Source organism: Providencia sp. AGC89, assembly GCF_053543535.1.
Map to the genome: position 1 here is coordinate 134,311 of NZ_JBIXLP010000091.1, position 16,132 is coordinate 150,442.

Annotated in this window: 16 protein-coding genes and 1 other annotated feature; of the genes, 11 read left to right on the top strand and 5 right to left on the bottom strand. The window is 42.5% G+C overall.

Features of this window, described 5'->3' with window-relative positions; translation table 11 throughout:
* Window positions 1–61 precede the first annotated feature (61 nt).
* Window positions 62–1,267, bottom strand: coding sequence for a serine hydrolase (locus tag ACIPUA_RS20430; protein ID WP_042846538.1), 1,206 nt, complete (start codon window positions 1,265–1,267; stop codon window positions 62–64).
* A 232-nt stretch (window positions 1,268–1,499) separates the two neighbouring features.
* Here ACIPUA_RS20430 and ACIPUA_RS20435 point away from each other — a divergent pair, with 232 nt between their 5' ends.
* Window positions 1,500–2,123, top strand: coding sequence for a glutathione S-transferase family protein (locus ACIPUA_RS20435; RefSeq protein ID WP_042846539.1), 624 nt, complete (start codon window positions 1,500–1,502; stop codon window positions 2,121–2,123).
* Here the strand turns inward: ACIPUA_RS20435 and ACIPUA_RS20440 are convergent, their stop codons facing one another.
* Window positions 2,124–2,951: an SDR family oxidoreductase gene (locus ACIPUA_RS20440; RefSeq protein WP_042846540.1), complete on the bottom strand. Its 828-nt coding sequence runs from the start codon at window positions 2,949–2,951 to the stop codon at window positions 2,124–2,126.
* Between the two features lie 268 nt (window positions 2,952–3,219).
* Window positions 3,220–3,347, top strand: a sequence feature (His leader region).
* A 40-nt stretch (window positions 3,348–3,387) separates the two neighbouring features.
* Here ACIPUA_RS20440 and hisG point away from each other — a divergent pair.
* Genes hisG through hisIE form a run of 8 tightly spaced genes read left to right on the top strand, consistent with a single transcriptional unit; the run spans window position 3,388 to window position 10,464 of the window.
* Window positions 3,388–4,287 (top strand): ATP phosphoribosyltransferase, encoded by a 900-nt coding sequence (gene hisG / locus ACIPUA_RS20445; RefSeq protein ID WP_042846642.1) that lies wholly within the window; start codon window positions 3,388–3,390, stop codon window positions 4,285–4,287.
* A gap of 6 nt (window positions 4,288–4,293) precedes the next feature.
* Window positions 4,294–5,610: a histidinol dehydrogenase gene (gene hisD / locus ACIPUA_RS20450; protein WP_042846541.1), complete on the top strand. Its 1,317-nt coding sequence runs from the start codon at window positions 4,294–4,296 to the stop codon at window positions 5,608–5,610.
* Window positions 5,611–5,613: 3 nt separating this feature from the next.
* Window positions 5,614–6,684, top strand: a complete 1,071-nt coding sequence (hisC, locus tag ACIPUA_RS20455; RefSeq protein ID WP_042846542.1) for a histidinol-phosphate transaminase — start codon at window positions 5,614–5,616, stop codon at window positions 6,682–6,684.
* Between the two features lie 13 nt (window positions 6,685–6,697).
* Window positions 6,698–7,765 carry a bifunctional histidinol-phosphatase/imidazoleglycerol-phosphate dehydratase HisB gene (gene hisB / locus ACIPUA_RS20460; RefSeq protein ID WP_042846543.1) on the top strand — a complete coding sequence of 356 codons (1,068 nt, stop codon included), beginning with the start codon at window positions 6,698–6,700 and terminating at the stop codon, window positions 7,763–7,765.
* The gene (hisH, locus tag ACIPUA_RS20465; protein ID WP_042846544.1) at window positions 7,765–8,358 is read left to right on the top strand and encodes an imidazole glycerol phosphate synthase subunit HisH; all 594 of its coding nucleotides are present in this window, start codon (window positions 7,765–7,767) and stop codon (window positions 8,356–8,358) included. The genes hisB and hisH overlap by 1 nt, the downstream gene beginning before the upstream one ends.
* 5 nt (window positions 8,359–8,363) lie before the next feature.
* Window positions 8,364–9,101: a 1-(5-phosphoribosyl)-5-[(5-phosphoribosylamino)methylideneamino]imidazole-4-carboxamide isomerase gene (gene hisA, locus ACIPUA_RS20470; protein ID WP_042846545.1), complete on the top strand. Its 738-nt coding sequence runs from the start codon at window positions 8,364–8,366 to the stop codon at window positions 9,099–9,101.
* A complete protein-coding gene (hisF, locus tag ACIPUA_RS20475; protein ID WP_042846546.1) occupies window positions 9,083–9,859 on the top strand; it encodes an imidazole glycerol phosphate synthase subunit HisF in 777 nt (258 codons plus the stop codon). Before hisA ends, hisF begins: the two co-directional genes overlap by 19 nt.
* Window positions 9,853–10,464, top strand: coding sequence for a bifunctional phosphoribosyl-AMP cyclohydrolase/phosphoribosyl-ATP diphosphatase HisIE (gene hisIE, locus ACIPUA_RS20480; RefSeq protein WP_042846547.1), 612 nt, complete (start codon window positions 9,853–9,855; stop codon window positions 10,462–10,464). Before hisF ends, hisIE begins: the two co-directional genes overlap by 7 nt.
* Window positions 10,465–10,498: 34 nt before the next feature.
* On the opposite strand, the gene ACIPUA_RS20485 is transcribed toward hisIE, so the two are convergent.
* Both ACIPUA_RS20485 and ACIPUA_RS20490 read right to left on the bottom strand, forming a co-directional pair.
* The gene (locus ACIPUA_RS20485; protein ID WP_449060088.1) at window positions 10,499–11,485 is read right to left on the bottom strand and encodes an ABC transporter substrate-binding protein; all 987 of its coding nucleotides are present in this window, start codon (window positions 11,483–11,485) and stop codon (window positions 10,499–10,501) included.
* 60 nt (window positions 11,486–11,545) lie between these two features.
* A complete protein-coding gene (locus ACIPUA_RS20490; protein WP_449060089.1) occupies window positions 11,546–13,723 on the bottom strand; it encodes a TonB-dependent receptor in 2,178 nt (725 codons plus the stop codon).
* A 349-nt stretch (window positions 13,724–14,072) separates the two neighbouring features.
* On the opposite strand from ACIPUA_RS20490, the gene ACIPUA_RS20495 reads away from it, so the two are divergent.
* Window positions 14,073–14,549, top strand: a complete 477-nt coding sequence (locus ACIPUA_RS20495) for a YbaK/prolyl-tRNA synthetase associated domain-containing protein (protein ID WP_042846643.1) — start codon at window positions 14,073–14,075, stop codon at window positions 14,547–14,549.
* Window positions 14,550–14,598: 49 nt separating this feature from the next.
* On the opposite strand, the gene ACIPUA_RS20500 is transcribed toward ACIPUA_RS20495, so the two are convergent.
* Window positions 14,599–15,240 (bottom strand): CatB-related O-acetyltransferase, encoded by a 642-nt coding sequence (locus tag ACIPUA_RS20500; RefSeq protein WP_449060090.1) that lies wholly within the window; start codon window positions 15,238–15,240, stop codon window positions 14,599–14,601.
* A 286-nt stretch (window positions 15,241–15,526) separates the two neighbouring features.
* Between ACIPUA_RS20500 and ACIPUA_RS20505 the strand changes: the two genes are divergently transcribed.
* On the top strand, window positions 15,527–16,132 hold a 606-nt coding region (locus ACIPUA_RS20505; protein ID WP_449060091.1), incomplete at its 3' end, for a hypothetical protein.

Consider the following 16,132-nt stretch of genomic DNA (forward strand, 5'->3'; position numbering starts at 1 on the left):
TATCTAGCCCTAATCCCCCATAGTGGGGCGGTTAGGGCTAGTTTTAGCTAAAGATAATCACTTACCCAAAGATTGCACTCCACCAGCCGCTGATGGTTTTCATGATATAGTCCCAAATACGACCAAAGAACCCGGCTTCCTCAACAGCAGATTTTGCCACTAAAGGATGTTGCTCAACGACTTCACCATTCAGAATAAAGTTAATCGTCCCTACCGCTTGGTTTTTCGCTAAAGGTGCTTCAAGGGAATCATTTGTAAGCTGAATATCTACTTTTAAATTTTGTAGCTGCCCTTTAGGGATTGTGATAGAAACATCATCAGCAACACCGAGTGAAACCTCCGAGGTATCCCCAAACCAAACCCGTTGTTTCTTCAATGTGGTGTCTGCTTTTATTGGTGTCACCGTTTCAAAAAAGCGAAAACCCCAAGTCAGTAACTTCTCACTTTCTGAAAAACGCACTCGGTCACTTGGCGCCCCTAACACAACAGAAATTAAGCGCATATCACCTTCCGTGGCTGATGCCACTAAATTATGCCCTGCGCCACTAGTGTGCCCTGTTTTTACGCCATCAACTTTTAAATTTTGGTTCCACAACAAACGGTTACGGTTAGGTTGGCGAATTTTATTAAAGGTAAATTCTTTCTCTTTATGCAATACATATTCATCGGGGACATCACGGATCATCGCTTGTGTTAAAATAGCCATATCGCGTGCTGTACTAAATTGCCCTTCAGAATCTAGGCCATGAACTGTTTTAAAGTGTGTATTCTTTAAGCCTATTTGTTGCACATAATGGTTCATTAAACTGACAAATGAATCCTGGCTCCCCGCAACATAATCAGCTAAAGCGATACTGGCATCATTCCCTGACTGGATAACAATTCCTTTGTTTAAATCCAATACTGAAACACGGTCTTTCGGCTTCAAAAACATGAGTGAAGAGCCTTTTAATACCGGGTTTCCTGTCGCCCATGCGTCTTCCCCCACTGTTACCATATCCTGCGGCGTAATTTTCCCTGATTTAACTGCCTGACCTACCACATAACTGGTCATAATTTTAGTCAAGCTTGCAGGGTCTAAACGCTCGTCAGGGTTTGCAGACGCTAGGATTTTGCCACTTTTATAATCCATTAGAACGAATGCTTTTGCATCAACTTGAGGAGCAACCGGGGTCTGAGCCGCATACGTACTCCCACTTACGGCAATCAATAGACTCAACCCAACCCCGACTTGTCGGGTTTTTAGGGACAACATTTTTTTACTCATCGGTTATTCCTTCACTTATTCATAAAACATTTAAAATAAATATCATCTTGCTCAACATCACTAAACGATGAAACCACCGCTGTGATCAAATGCGATAACTCAATCTAACCAAGCCTAATATAAGACTTTATTTTCACTGAGACCACCTATAGGAAATAAAGATTTGCCTACGAGTGAATTTAATCTATCTTAACCATGGCTGATGACAAAAAAATCAATTTAGGAGGCTGCAATGTTAACTGTCTGGGGACGCGTCAACTCTTCCAACGTTAAAAAGGTACTTTGGTGCTTAGAAGAATTAAATGTCGCTTATAATCAAAAAGATGTGGGTGGCCCATTTGGTGGGTTAGATACACCTGAATATAAAAAAATGAATCCAAACAGTACAATTCCAACTCTACAGGATGATGACTTTGCACTGTGGGAATCAAATGCAATTTTACGTTACCTTACGGAAAAGTTTGATCACTCTCACTTATTGATCGCTAAAGACCTGCAAGAGAAAGCCGCAGCGGATAAATGGATGGATTGGAGTAGTGCCAATCTGTTTGAACACATCAAGCAGATGATGAACAAAATTGTCCGTGTCCCACAAGCAGAAAGGGACCCAGAACTCGCTAAGGTAATTTATGGCAACATTAATAAATTATTGCAAATTGCCGACGATGCATTAGCAAACCAAGCTTACTTCAGTGGCGACAAATTTGGCATTGCTGATATTGCTATCGCACCGCTATTTTATCCATGGCATGAAATCGTTACCGACCGCCCTGAATTCAAAAATTTAGAGCGTTGGTATCAGCAATTAACCACACGCCCTGCATTCAAAAAAATTGTTATGATCCCAATTAAGTGATTATAGCGTCATATTCATCAAGTCAGGGTTTGGATATTGATATTCAAACCCAAGTTCTTGGCAAATCTTATTACCATTAATTACTTTACCTCCTGACTCATTTATTTCATCAATAAATTCAGGTGGTACTAAGCCAATCGATTTAGCCGCCTTGGTATAGAATTCCGCGCGTGTGGGGTGCGTTGGTGCACACAAGTTAAAAATATGGCCGCCATCAGGCTGCTGAAGCAATAGTAAAATTGCCGTGATAACATCATCTTGATGCACCATATTCACCGGTAGGTTAGCCCCTTTAACCCCTGTTTTACCCGCTAAAAACCGGCCCGCATGGCGTTTCTCTCCCACTAAACCGGCGAGTCGTAAAATATCCACTGAAATGTTCGGCAATTGGTGTAACCAGCGTTCAGCCCTTATGAGTGCCGTCGCTGAGGTTGTTGACCCATTAAGATTCGCTTTTTCCGTGATTTCACCATCTTGCTCCCCATATACCGAGGTAGAAGAGGTAAAAATCACTTTTGGCACTCGAAAAGTGACTGCACAATTAACTAAAGTTTCAATCGCTTCAACGTATTGGTCCACATTCACTTTTGAAGGCGGGAGCAAAATGACCAAGGCATCGCTCTCCACCATAAGCTGAGTTAAATCTTCACTGTCACACTCAATTTCAGGGGTTAGCTTTAATGCATAGCATTCTATGCCCACAGCACGGGCGGCCTCTATGCCATCAGGTGTCGTCTTAGTTCCGACAACTTGAATACCCTTTGCTAATAAAGCCTGAGCCAATGGTAACCCAACCCAACCTAGCCCAACGATGGTCACTTTTTTCATACAATCGATCCTCCATTGACTCATTCACTGAAATTCACTCTAGGTTATCTGAAAACCTTAAAACTTCCGAATACATTTTTTGAGGGATTTATCACTATAAATCCTACTCAACTAATTATTATTGGTTATTTTTTAAAAAAAGGTTGCATTCATAGGGGGAAATCGGATAGGTTGAATACCAATGAGTATTTAGTTAGCACAGTGAATGTTTAGTCATTCACGTAAATTAGAGAACGGAAGACATTATGAATCGTATTTCACGCAACCATCATCATCACCATCATCCTGATTAGTCTTTCGGGCGATGTGTGCTGGAAGACGATCAATGAATCTTCCGGTGGCTGAAATGCGAATTGAGAAAACCCTCGGAAGATTATCTTCCGAGGGTTTTTTTATTTTAAAACAAAAATTTATTAAAGGAATATGGGGTAAGGTTATGTTGGATAAATCACGTTTACGTATTGCAATTCAAAAATCAGGTCGTCTGAGTGAAGAATCAAGAGAATTACTATCTCGCTGTGGGATCAAAATTAATTTACAACAACAACGTTTGATTGCTTATGCAGAAAATATGCCTATTGATTTACTTCGTGTCCGCGATGATGATATTCCAGGGCTGGTTATGGATGGCGTTGTTGACCTCGGTATCATTGGTGAAAACGTTCTGGAAGAAGAGCTATTAAATCGCCGTGCTCAAGGTGAAGACCCTCAATATAAAACACTACGTCGCCTTGATTTTGGCGGCTGCCGCCTATCACTTGCTGCACCATTAGATTTCAACTATACCGGTGCAGAATGCTTAAATGGTTCCCGCGTTGCAACTTCTTACCCGCACTTATTAAAACGTTATTTCGACCAAAAAGGCATTCAATTTAAATCATGCTTACTTAATGGCTCAGTTGAAGTTGCACCACGTGCAGGCCTATCAGACGCGATTTGTGACTTAGTCTCAACAGGGGCGACATTAGAGGCAAACGGGCTGAAAGAAGTGGAAGTCATTTACCGTTCAAAAGCCTGTTTAATCCAACGCGATGGTGAAATGTCGGCAGATAAACAGCAACTCATTGACCGCATGATGACCCGAATTCAAGGCGTTATCCAAGCTCGCGAATCTAAATACATCATGTTACACGCGCCAAGTGAAACACTGGAAGAAATTATTGCACTACTGCCTGGTGCTGAGCGCCCAACTATTTTACCTCTAGCGGGTGAACAAAGCCGTGTAGCAATGCACATGGTTAGCTCCGAAACTTTGTTCTGGGAAACCATGGAAAAACTGAAAGCATTAGGCGCAAGTTCAATTCTTGTTCTGCCAATCGAAAAAATGATGGAGTAAATCGTCATGGAAATGGGATTCAACCAGCCAATTCGCTGGGCAGATTGTAACGACCAACAACAAAGTGCATTGCTGATGCGCCCTGCTATTGCTGCCTCTGGCAGCATTACTAGCGCGGTCAGTGACATTATCGACCAAGTCCGTCGTGAAGGTGACCTTGCCCTTCAAACCTTAAGCCGTCGTTTCGATAAAACCGAAATCGACACCGTGCGTATTGCAGCGAATACGGTAGATGAAGCTGAAGCTCGTCTTGGTGATGAAATTAAAACTGCAATGAAAACGGCAATTGGCAATATCCGTCGTTTTCATGAGGCGCAAAAGCCTGTACCAATAACGGTAGAAACCCAAGCTGGTGTTGTTTGCCAGCAAATCACGCGCCCAATTGATGCGGTTGGCTTGTATATTCCGGGTGGTTCCGCGCCATTACTGTCAACGGTTATGATGTTGGGAACACCAGCCAATATTGCGGGTTGTCGGAAAATTATCCTGTGCTCTCCTCCACCAATTGCTGATGAAATTCTGTATGCAGCCAAGCTGTGTGGTATTAGCGATATTTTCCAAGTAGGTGGCGCACAAGCGATTGCCGCCATGGCATTTGGCACCCAAAGCATTCCTACAGTGGATAAAATTTTTGGCCCCGGTAATGCCTATGTCACAGAGGCAAAACGCCAAGTCAGCCAAAGCCATGATGGTGCTGCCATTGATATGCCAGCGGGCCCTTCTGAAGTATTAGTGATTGCGGATAGCGGAGCAAACCCAGCGTTCACCGCATCTGATTTACTATCACAAGCGGAACACGGCCCTGATTCACAAGTCATTTTATTAACTAACGATGAAAACTTTGCCCAGCGCGTGATTGAGGAAACAGAAAAACAATTAGCGCAACTTTCTCGTGCAGAAATTGCAAGGGAAGCACTGAGTGCCAGCCGTGTGATCATCGCTGATTCGATCGAACAATGCGTTGAAATTAGCAATCGCTATGGCCCTGAGCATTTAATATTACAAACCCGCGATGCTGATAACCTAGTCGACGCTATCACTAGTGCAGGGTCAGTATTCGTTGGTGACTGGTCACCGGAGTCTGCGGGGGATTACGCATCAGGGACTAACCACGTTTTACCGACCTATGGCTATACCTCGACTTATTCAAGCCTTGGCCTTGCTGATTTTATGAAACGCATGACCGTACAAAAGTTGTCTAAACAAGGCCTATTAGGGCTAGCCAACACCATCGAAACTTTAGCTCAAGCAGAGCAACTCACCGCTCACAAAAATGCCGTTACCTTACGCGTTAACGAACTAAAAAAACAAAATCAGGAGTAAGTCATGAGCCAAAAATTTAATGCCGCCAGTCTTGCACGTGAAAATGTTAAAACCATGACCCCTTATATGTCTGCACGGCGCTTAGGTGGAAATGGTGATGTCTGGCTCAATGCCAACGAATACCCCATTGCCCCTGATTATCAATTCAGTGAACATAACCTTAACCGTTACCCTGAATGCCAACCGGTTGCCGTAATCAATAACTATGCGGCTTATACGCAAATTACACCAGAACAGGTGTTGGTTTGCCGTGGAGCCGATGAGTCCATTGAGTTGTTGATCCGCGCATTTTGTGAGCCGGGAAAAGATGCGGTGATGTTTTGCCCGCCAACCTATGGCATGTACAGCGTCAGTGCAGAAACCTTTGGTGTTGAACAAAAGAAAATCATGGCGTTGCCAGACTGGGCATTAAACGTTAATGCAATCCGTGAAAACTTATCTAATACCAAACTGATTTATATTTGTAGCCCAAATAACCCAACGGGCAATATCATCGATAATAAAGATTTACGTGAAGTGTTAGATATGGCAGCGGGCCGTGCATTGGTGGTAGTTGATGAAGCCTATATTGAATTTTGCCCGCAATATAGCGTGACTACTTGGTTAGCAGAATACCCAAATTTAGTTATTTTAAGAACCTTATCAAAAGCTTTCGCTCTCGCTGGGTTACGTTGTGGTTTTACCCTTGCTTCACCTGAAGTTATTGAAGTGCTATTAAAAGTGATTGCGCCTTATCCATTATCAACACCGGTTGCCATGATTGCGGCTCAAGCCTTAGATGAACAAGGCATAACCACCATGAGAAACCGCGTAAAAACCGTAACAGAAAACCGCATCGCCCTCAGTGAAGCCCTGCGTGACTTATCGGTGGTTGAACATGTTTATCCGAGTGAAACTAACTATATTTTAGTGCGCTTTAAAGATGGCAATAAAGTGTTTAAAGCCCTGTGGGATCAAGGCATTATTTTACGTGACCAAAGTAAACAACCTGGTCTTGAAAACTGTTTACGCATTACTATCGGGACAGAAATTGAAAATACCCGTGTTATTGAAGCTATTGCAGCACTTTGCTAATTAGGAATGACTCATGAGCCAGAAAATTCTTTTTATCGACCGTGATGGTACCTTAATTACTGAGCCACCGACGGATTTTCAAGTCGACAGCTTAAACAAACTCGCCTTTGAAAAAGCGGTCATTCCTAGCTTACTTGCTCTGCAAAAAGCCAATTACCGCTTAGTGATGATAACCAACCAAGATGGCTTAGGCACCGATAGCTTCCCAACTGCTGACTTTGAACCACCCCATAATTTAATGATGCAAATTTTCACTTCTCAAGGCATCACGTTTGACGAAGTTCTAATTTGCCCTCATAAGCCTGAAGATAACTGCCCTTGCCGTAAACCTAAACTTCAATTGGTAGAACGCTATTTAGATAGCAATGTATTAGATAGCGAAAACAGCTATGTGATTGGTGACCGCGAAACCGATATTCAGCTTGCTGATAATATGGGGATCAAAGGCTTACGTTATAATGCAACTGAGCTTGATTGGGAAGCGATCACAGCACAACTCACTAAACGTAATCGCCATGCACGAGTAGAACGCGTTACCAAAGAAACGAATATACAAGTAGAAGTTTGGTTAGACCAAGAAGGTGGCAGTAAAATCAACACTGGGGTTGGCTTCTTCGACCACATGTTAGACCAAATAGCGACCCATGGCGGCTTCCGTTTAAATATCGAGGTCAATGGTGACTTATTTATTGATGACCACCACACAGTTGAAGACACAGGGCTTGCATTAGGTGAAGCTCTCAGAATTGCTTTAGGTGATAAACGAGGCATCGCACGCTTTGGTTTCGTGCTCCCAATGGATGAATGCCAAGCACGCTGCGCACTGGATATTTCAGGTCGCCCTCACCTTGAATATAAAGCAGAATTTAAATACCAACGCGTAGGTGATTTAAGTACAGAAATGATTGAGCACTTTTTTAGCTCACTTTCCTATGCAATGGGCTGCACATTACACCTAAAAACAAAAGGAAAAAACGATCACCACAAAGCAGAAAGCTTATTTAAAGTCTTTGGTCGGACACTGCGCCAAGCGATCCGCGTTGAAGGGGATACCCTCCCAAGCTCAAAAGGGGTTTTGTGATGAACGTCGTCATCCTTGATACTGGCTGTGCTAATTTGGCGTCTGTCGCTTATGCAGTAAAACGTTTAGGCTATGACCCGGTGATCAGCCGAGAAACCAATACTATTTTACAGGCAGACAAGGTGTTTCTACCCGGTGTCGGTACCGCTAGTGCCGCAATGGAAAAGCTCATTGAGCGTGAATTAGTCCCATTAATTAAGGCGCTAACTCAACCTGTATTAGGTATCTGTTTAGGGATGCAATTGCTTGGCTCCTTTAGCGAAGAAGGGCAAACAAATATCCCATTACTGGGGCTGATTGATAGCCCAGTACAAAAAATGGATGCTAACGGTTTACCTGTTCCCCATAGTGGTTGGAACCAAGTCAAAGCACTTGCTGGAAACCCGTTATTTAAAGGCATTGCCGATGATGCTTATTTTTATTTTGTACACGGCTATGCTATGCCTATTTCAGCGAATACCATTGCGCAAACACAATATGGAAATTTATTTAGCAGTGCTATCAATCGCGATAATTTCTATGGCGTACAATTTCACCCAGAGCGCTCTGGGGCTGCGGGTTCTCGCTTGATTCAGAATTTTTTGGAGATGTAATTACCATGATCATTCCTGCATTAGATTTAATCGATGGCACGGTAGTACGGTTACACCAAGGGGATTACGCTAAGCAAACAGATTACGGTAATGACCCTCTGCCACGCTTGCAACAGTATGAAAAAGAAGGCGCAAAACTCTTACACCTTGTGGATTTAACGGGGGCTAAAGACCCGCAAAAACGCCAAATTCCACTTCTTAAAAAATTATTAGCTGGCGTTAGTGTGCCGGTGCAAGTTGGTGGCGGTATTCGTAGCGAAGACGATGTTAAAGCATTGCTAGAGGCCGGTGCGACTCGCGTGGTGATCGGCTCAACTGCCGTAACAAAACCTGAACTCGTAAAAACTTGGTTTGAAACCTATGGTGGAGAAGCCATTGTACTGGCTCTAGATGTACGCATTAACGCCGAAGGTGTAAAAGAAATTGCTATCAGCGGTTGGCAAGAAAACTCAAATTTAACATTAGAACAAGCCATTGAAATCTATCAACCTTATGGTTTAAAACATGTGCTCTGCACCGATATCTCTAAAGATGGCACGTTAACCGGCTCTAATGTGAATTTATACCAAGAAATCAGCCAAAAATTCCCTGATATTGCCTTTCAAGCATCTGGAGGAATTGGTAATTTAGACGATATTGCGGCTATTCCAGCATCTGGTGCCGCCGGGGTTATTGTTGGTCGTGCATTATTGGAAGGCAAATTTACCGTTACGGAGGCAATCGAATGTTGGCAAAACGCATAATTCCGTGTTTGGACGTCCGTGATGGTCAAGTCGTTAAAGGGGTGCAGTTTCGTAATCACGAAATCATCGGTGATATCGTTCCTTTAGCGCAACGCTACGCACAAGAAGGCGCTGATGAACTGGTATTCTACGATATTACAGCTTCGTCGGATGGCCGCGTTGTGGATAAAAGCTGGGTCGCTAAAGTTGCTGAGGTGATTGATATTCCATTTTGTGTAGCGGGTGGTATTAAAAGCGTTGAAGATGCAGCTCAAATACTGTCTTTTGGTGCAGACAAAATTTCAATTAATTCCCCCGCGTTATCTGACCCAACCTTAATCAGCCGCTTAGCAGATAGGTTTGGTGTACAATGTATTGTTGTTGGTATCGATACTTGGTTTGATGACAGTACTAATGAATACCTTGTATACCAATTTACTGGTGATGAAAAACGTACAACACAAACTCATTGGAAAACCCTCGATTGGGTCAAAGAAGTGCAACAACGTGGCGCAGGGGAAATCGTTTTGAATATGATGAACCAAGATGGCGTCCGCCAAGGATATGACCTTGTTCAACTGAAAAAAGTCCGTGATGTGTGCCAAGTACCACTCATCGCATCAGGCGGTGCGGGGGAAAAAGTCCATTTTCTTGATGCCTTTGCTGACGCCAATGTTGATGGGGCTTTAGCCGCCTCGGTTTTCCATAAACAAATTATTAATATCGGTGAGTTAAAACAGTACCTAGCCGAAAATGGAGTTCAAATTAGAGTATGTTAACCACAGAACAATGTAGCCAACTGGCATGGCAAAAAGTCGATAATTTAATGCCTGTGATCGTGCAACATGCCGTATCAGGGGATGTATTAATGCTTGGGTATATGAACCCTGAAGCATTACAAACCACTTTAGACAGCCGTAAAGTCACTTTTTATTCTCGAACTAAACAACGTTTGTGGACCAAAGGTGAAACATCAAATAATTTTTTAAATTTAGTTGATATTTACCCTGATTGTGACAGCGATACTTTATTGGCGCTCGCCTTACCGGATGGCCCAACATGTCATAAAGGCACTCAAAGTTGCTTTGCTCCCGCACAAAGTGATTGGGGCTTTCTGTTTGAGCTAGAAACCTTGCTAAAAGAGCGAAAAACGGCATCACCTGAAAGCTCTTATACCGCTCGTTTATATGCAAGTGGCACTAAACGTATCGCCCAAAAAGTTGGGGAAGAAGGTGTTGAAACGGCCTTAGCAGCCACCGTCAATGACCGCGCTGAATTAACTAACGAAGCCGCTGATTTGATGTATCACTTAATGGTACTACTGCAAGACCAAGAACTTGATTTAAGTACTATTATTAAACGTTTAAAAGAACGTCACCAATAAATCAATAGCTGCCAGTTTTACTGGCAGCTAAATTTTAAGGGTTCAAAATTTTATCGATTTGCTGGTCACTGAGGCGAATTGCAAAGAATTTCAGGTAAAAATCTGCGGTTTCCTGTTTCATGTCAATATCCGCAAAGCGTTCGGGGTAAAGTGTTTGCGCCAACCATAAAAATTGTAATGCTTCTTCTGACGTCTCACGGCACCACCAGAACATACCCTTTGGGTTCACATATACTTGCTGGTTCTTTACTGCGCGAAGCGCACTCCACTGAGCTGATGATTTTATTATCTGTGCATCTTCTTTATTCATTGCCACTATTACATCAGGGTTCGCCGCAATAATAGTTTCGAGTAAAACTTCACCAGAATTATTTTTCTTATTGGAAAACCATGTTTCAGCGACATTTTTTGCGCCAGCTAAATCCATCCAGTCTTGGTTTAATGAGGGACGACCAGAGGTAAATAACGCACTCCCCATACTATGGTACACCGTCCGCTTCTCTCCCTCGGGTAACCCGACTAAGCGTTCTCTGACTAATGTAATATTGCGGTCAAAATAACGTTGATATTCTATCGCTTTTTGCTGTGCATCCGGGCCTAGCTCAACCGCCGTTGCTTGTACTCTTTCCTGCAAAGCTTGTAGTGAATTGGCAGGGTACTCCACAACTTTCACCCCCGCACTTTCTAAAATGTCTCTCTGTGGTACTTCTATCCCTTTTGCAACAAACAATAATTGTGTTTGTAATGAAATAATCTGTTCTGGGTTTAATTGGTTACTTAGGCTGATAACTGGAACATTATCAATGTTAGGTAACATTTGGCGAAATAATGGAATTTTCTTCGCAATCACCGATGTACCAACAATCTGCTCACCATACCCCAACATCATAATAATGGTATTTTGTGCCGGCCATGGTGTCGCAATCCGTAGATCGGGGTTATCTGTTTTCGCTAGGGATAAACCATAAGTTAGCAGCCCTACCAGCAAAATAACCGTTTGTAAAAAATCAGCTTTTCTCATATTTGTCACCCTTCTTTGCTGAATAATAAAGAAGGGTGCCCCTTATTTTTATAGGATTAATTAGAAATCAAAAGTTGCGGTTGCGCGTACTTCACGGCCTGAACCTACAAATGCGCTATTACCACCGCCTTGGCCATTATTTCCCCCCGGGAAAATCGATGCCCAATAGCGCTTATCTGTCACATTATTAACGGATAACCTAAAAGTGGTAGGAACAAGACCTATTTTGGTGCTGTAACGAGCCCCTAGGTCTAAAGTGGTGTAGCTATCTATCCAACTCGTATTTGTATCATTAGCGGCACGTTTTCCGCTGTAATGCACATTAGCGCTATAAACCAGTTCAGGCACCGATGGTAAGCTATACTCTACGAGCATATTGGCTTGGACTTTAGGTACCCCAACGACGCGTTTGTCTTTAGTCGATATTAACCCTGTATCTGTTAATTTAGGGTCAAGAAAAATCACACCACTATAGATATTTAACCCCTGCCATACATGGCCTGTCGCGCTAAGCTCAAGCCCTCGATTTACTTGTTTTCCCTGTTCACGAAAGAGATCATTACTATCCACATAAGCAAATGGCCGTTCTAAATGAAACAACGCAACCCCTAGGTTTAAGTCGGCAACATCGGCTTTAATTCCCAACTCATATTGCTTACTACGGTAAGGGTCTAAAGTATGCCCTTCATTTTTAATACCTTGTCCTAATGGAGCAGTATCTCCTTCCTCCAGTGAATCCGCATAGCTAATATAGGTCATTACTTGTGGGCTAATTTTGTACATCAGTGCCGCTTGTGGGCTAAGACCATGATGATGAGTTTGACTCGTTTTATGGTGTTGTTTATCAAAACTACGGCTTTCTAACCAACTTTGACTGAGGTAAAACATTGCAGACCATTGGGGGTCAAAGGTGATGGTATCGCCAATTGTGATACTTTGTTGTCGATTTTCAGCCGATTTATAACGTGAGCCCCCCGTATGGATCTTACCATCAGAAGGCTCTTCCATTGGCGATGGATGGTACATATTGGTATCACCTAAATTGCATCGAGTACTATTTTCTTTTGAGCTATAAATCGACCACACATAGCCATTCGTCGCTAACGACAAATCATGAGTGATTGGCCCTGTCTCCACATGGCCATTTAACATTACGGAGTGACTTAGCACTCTAAAGCGCCCCGATGCAGGAGAATCCATCAACGATCGGGAAATCGTTCCATTATTATCTTGAATAGCACTGGTTACCGTCCGCATAGCTCTATCTGCTTGTTGATAGCCTACCCCAGCTTTCAATGACCAATCTTCATTAAAATCATGAAGTAAGCGAGTACTAACTGTATCAGTAGTTAAATCATTGCCTGCGGTATGTAGTGCTAAGTTTTTATCTTGTGGATTTGGTGTTTTTGGTAACTTAACCTTAGGACCATAGCTGAAACTCCCCACATACCCTTTTTGCACAAAGTTATAATGGCTCGCATTAAGTTGTAATTGCGTACCAGGCTGAATATTCCAATCCAGTGCTAATGAGGCAAATTTACGCCGTAATGTACTATCATCTACACTGCCCGTACCTTCTTCATCCAGTAAGTTAAGACGGTAGCCAAAGCGCTTATTCTCATCAAAATACCCTCCTAGGTCCCCATGACCACTATAGGCATTACGGCTTTGATAGCCTAACGTTAAGCGTTGCACATCCTCAGGTCGTTTGGCCGTAAAATTAAACTGCCCCGCTGGGCTTGCAGGGCCATACAATGCCCCCGTCAAACTATTAATGATGTCGACCCTGTCCAGCATTTCAACAGGGAATGCTGTGGTCGAAATAATATACAAATCATCAAGGCGACTATTTGCCACCACACTACCCTGCATTCCTCTGCTTTGAGGACGCCCGACATCCATGCCCCCTCGGGCTTGCATTTGTGTACTTGGTGCAAACTTCAACAATTCACTCAAACTTTTAGCTTGTTGGTTATTGATTATTTCGCGGCTAATAGTGGTTGTGGAGTATGGTGTATCAATCCATTCCAAATTCCCTAATGGGCCAATATCAATTTGTGAAGTAAAAAAGCCGGCTCCGGCTTGCGCTTCTGTCGTGACATCGTTTGGCGCTGCTGTCACCAACATACGGTCTTGTTTAGGTTTAGCTAGTTGCTCAGAGACTTGAGCAGCAACAATAGATGGGGCTATCCCTGCAATAAGAGGCAATATTACAGATAAGTTAAATTTACGGTTCATATTATCTTTTCGTTATATAAAACTTTATATTACCGATAATAAAATACAGCGTAAATGATCAACCTCAATTCTTAACAATTTGTATTCTCACTAACTCATGAAAAAACATAACTATAACGGTTTGATTTTAATAGAAATAAAAAACAAAATAGCATATGAAATAGAAAAGGCTATAAACTAACCAATAAAACAGATTAAAACCGCATCTGATATGCAATTTATAATATTTAGCATATTTTGATTTTTAACAGCCCTTGGTTTTGCGGTTGTATCTGCATGTAAACTTGCTATCATTCCCTGATATTGATGTGGTTTAAAGGGAAGAACAGTGTCTGAAAATTCTATTTTTATGCAGTTAACGCAATTACTTAATAAAAATAATGCAAAGTATCGTGTGATGGAGCACCCCACCGCTGGGAAATCAGAAGAAGTGGCAAAAATACGTGGCACTCAACTTGGACAAGGTGCAAAGGGATTGGTATGTCATGTTAAAGGTAATGGTATCCGCCAGCATGTACTCGCGATTTTGCCAGCAGATAAACAAGCCGATTTAAACAAAATTGCACTGGCAATTGGTGGAACTCGTGCGTCCTTAGCAAGCCCGAAAGAAGTGGATGAACTCACGCAATGTGTATTCGGTGCGATCCCCCCTTTTAGCTTTCATCCCAATTTAAAGCTCATTGCTGACCCGCTGCTGTTTGAACGTTTTGAGGAATTAGCCTTTAATGCAGGCACATTAGAACGCTCGATTATTTTAAATACAGAAGATTACCAAAGAATAGCCAAGCCCACTTTAGTAAAGTTTATTCGTATAGAGGAAAGCTAACCATCTAATCGTAAAAAGGGTTATTCCATAGAATAACCCTAAATGACAATTACTGATTAAGCTGTCGGTCGTATTCAATACTGGCTTGCTTTAGTGCCTGAAAATCAGATCCACAAATCACGCGCTTTAAAGCGGAGAATTTTGCTTCTGGCCAATCATAGATTTTCAGCGCCAAGAGTTCGCTAATCACTTCAGGCGCAAACCGGTGTTTAACTGGCTTGGCAGGGTTCCCCCCAACAATGCTATAAGGCTCAACATCTTTAACAACCACACTGTTGCTCGCAATGACGGCTCCCTCACCAATTTTGACACCCGGCATGATAAAAGCTCGCATGCCAATCCATGCTCCGTCACCAATCACCGTATCCCCCTTTCCTATATAAGCTTCCTCAATATATTCAAGGAAAGGATATAAACAAAACCAATCCATTCGATGAGTATGATTCCCACCCATCAAAATCACGGCTTCACTGCCAATATAAACATAGTCCCCAATGTAAAGTTGGTCTACATCCCACGCAAGCTGCCAATCTCGACTTTGCTCATCCCCCTGAAGGTAACGAACAACCGAATTTTCAAAGCCATTATCCCAACAATCACTGTAGTAGCTATGCTTACCTTTAATATGAATATTAGGGTTTTGCACAACCTCATGCAGTAATTCATATTTTGACCAATGCTTTTTATTCATGGTAATAAACCTTTTAATCCGTTTATATTTACCATAGAACGCTGTCTATGGTGATGTATTCGCGTTCAAAATACATCACCTTTAGCTACCCTTGGCTTATTTAACAATGGATTCTGCATATTCAATACTCAGCTAGAAATATCATACAAACTTACCATTAATTAAAGTTTAAGACTAACTGTTAGTCAATCATGATTATTAGCTGCACTTTATTTAATATAATATTGACAAGTAGTTTTAATTAATTACTTGATTGATAAATACCCAAAATATAAAAAGGAATTTTATGTTTAATCCTACTACGAGCGCACTACCATCAATAACAGAAATAATCGAGGCTGAAAATACCTATCCCTTCACTCTTAACCCTGAAAATGATAACAGAATTTTATTAGATATATGGCACATCATACATGAAGCTAATACTAACCCATTAATAAGTGATAAATACCTAGAAGTACAATTATTCCAGCAACGGTTCAACGATATCATTAATGCAAAAATGAAGTATTTTAATAAAAACCAATTTCCTAATGACCTTATTGGGGAATTAAAGGCTAATGTCACTTTTGCTCAAGCCAGTATAATCCCTGCCAAAAATAGAATTGCTGGAGACACACACCCAACTCTAGTTTCCGACCGTAATACTTTGATACTGGTAAAACCCCATAAAATTATTGCAGAGAGTGAACCTTTTCAATTCAAAATATTTGATAAAAAAAACAACTTATTAATAACTAAAGAGCTTCGGGGGGGGGGGGGGGGGGGGGGGGGGGGGGGGGGGGGGGGGGGGGGGGGGGGGGGGGGGGGGGGGGGGGGGGGGGGGGGGGGGGGGGGGGGGGGGGGGGGGGGGGGGGGGGGGGGGGGGGGGGGGGGGGGGGGGGGGGGGGGG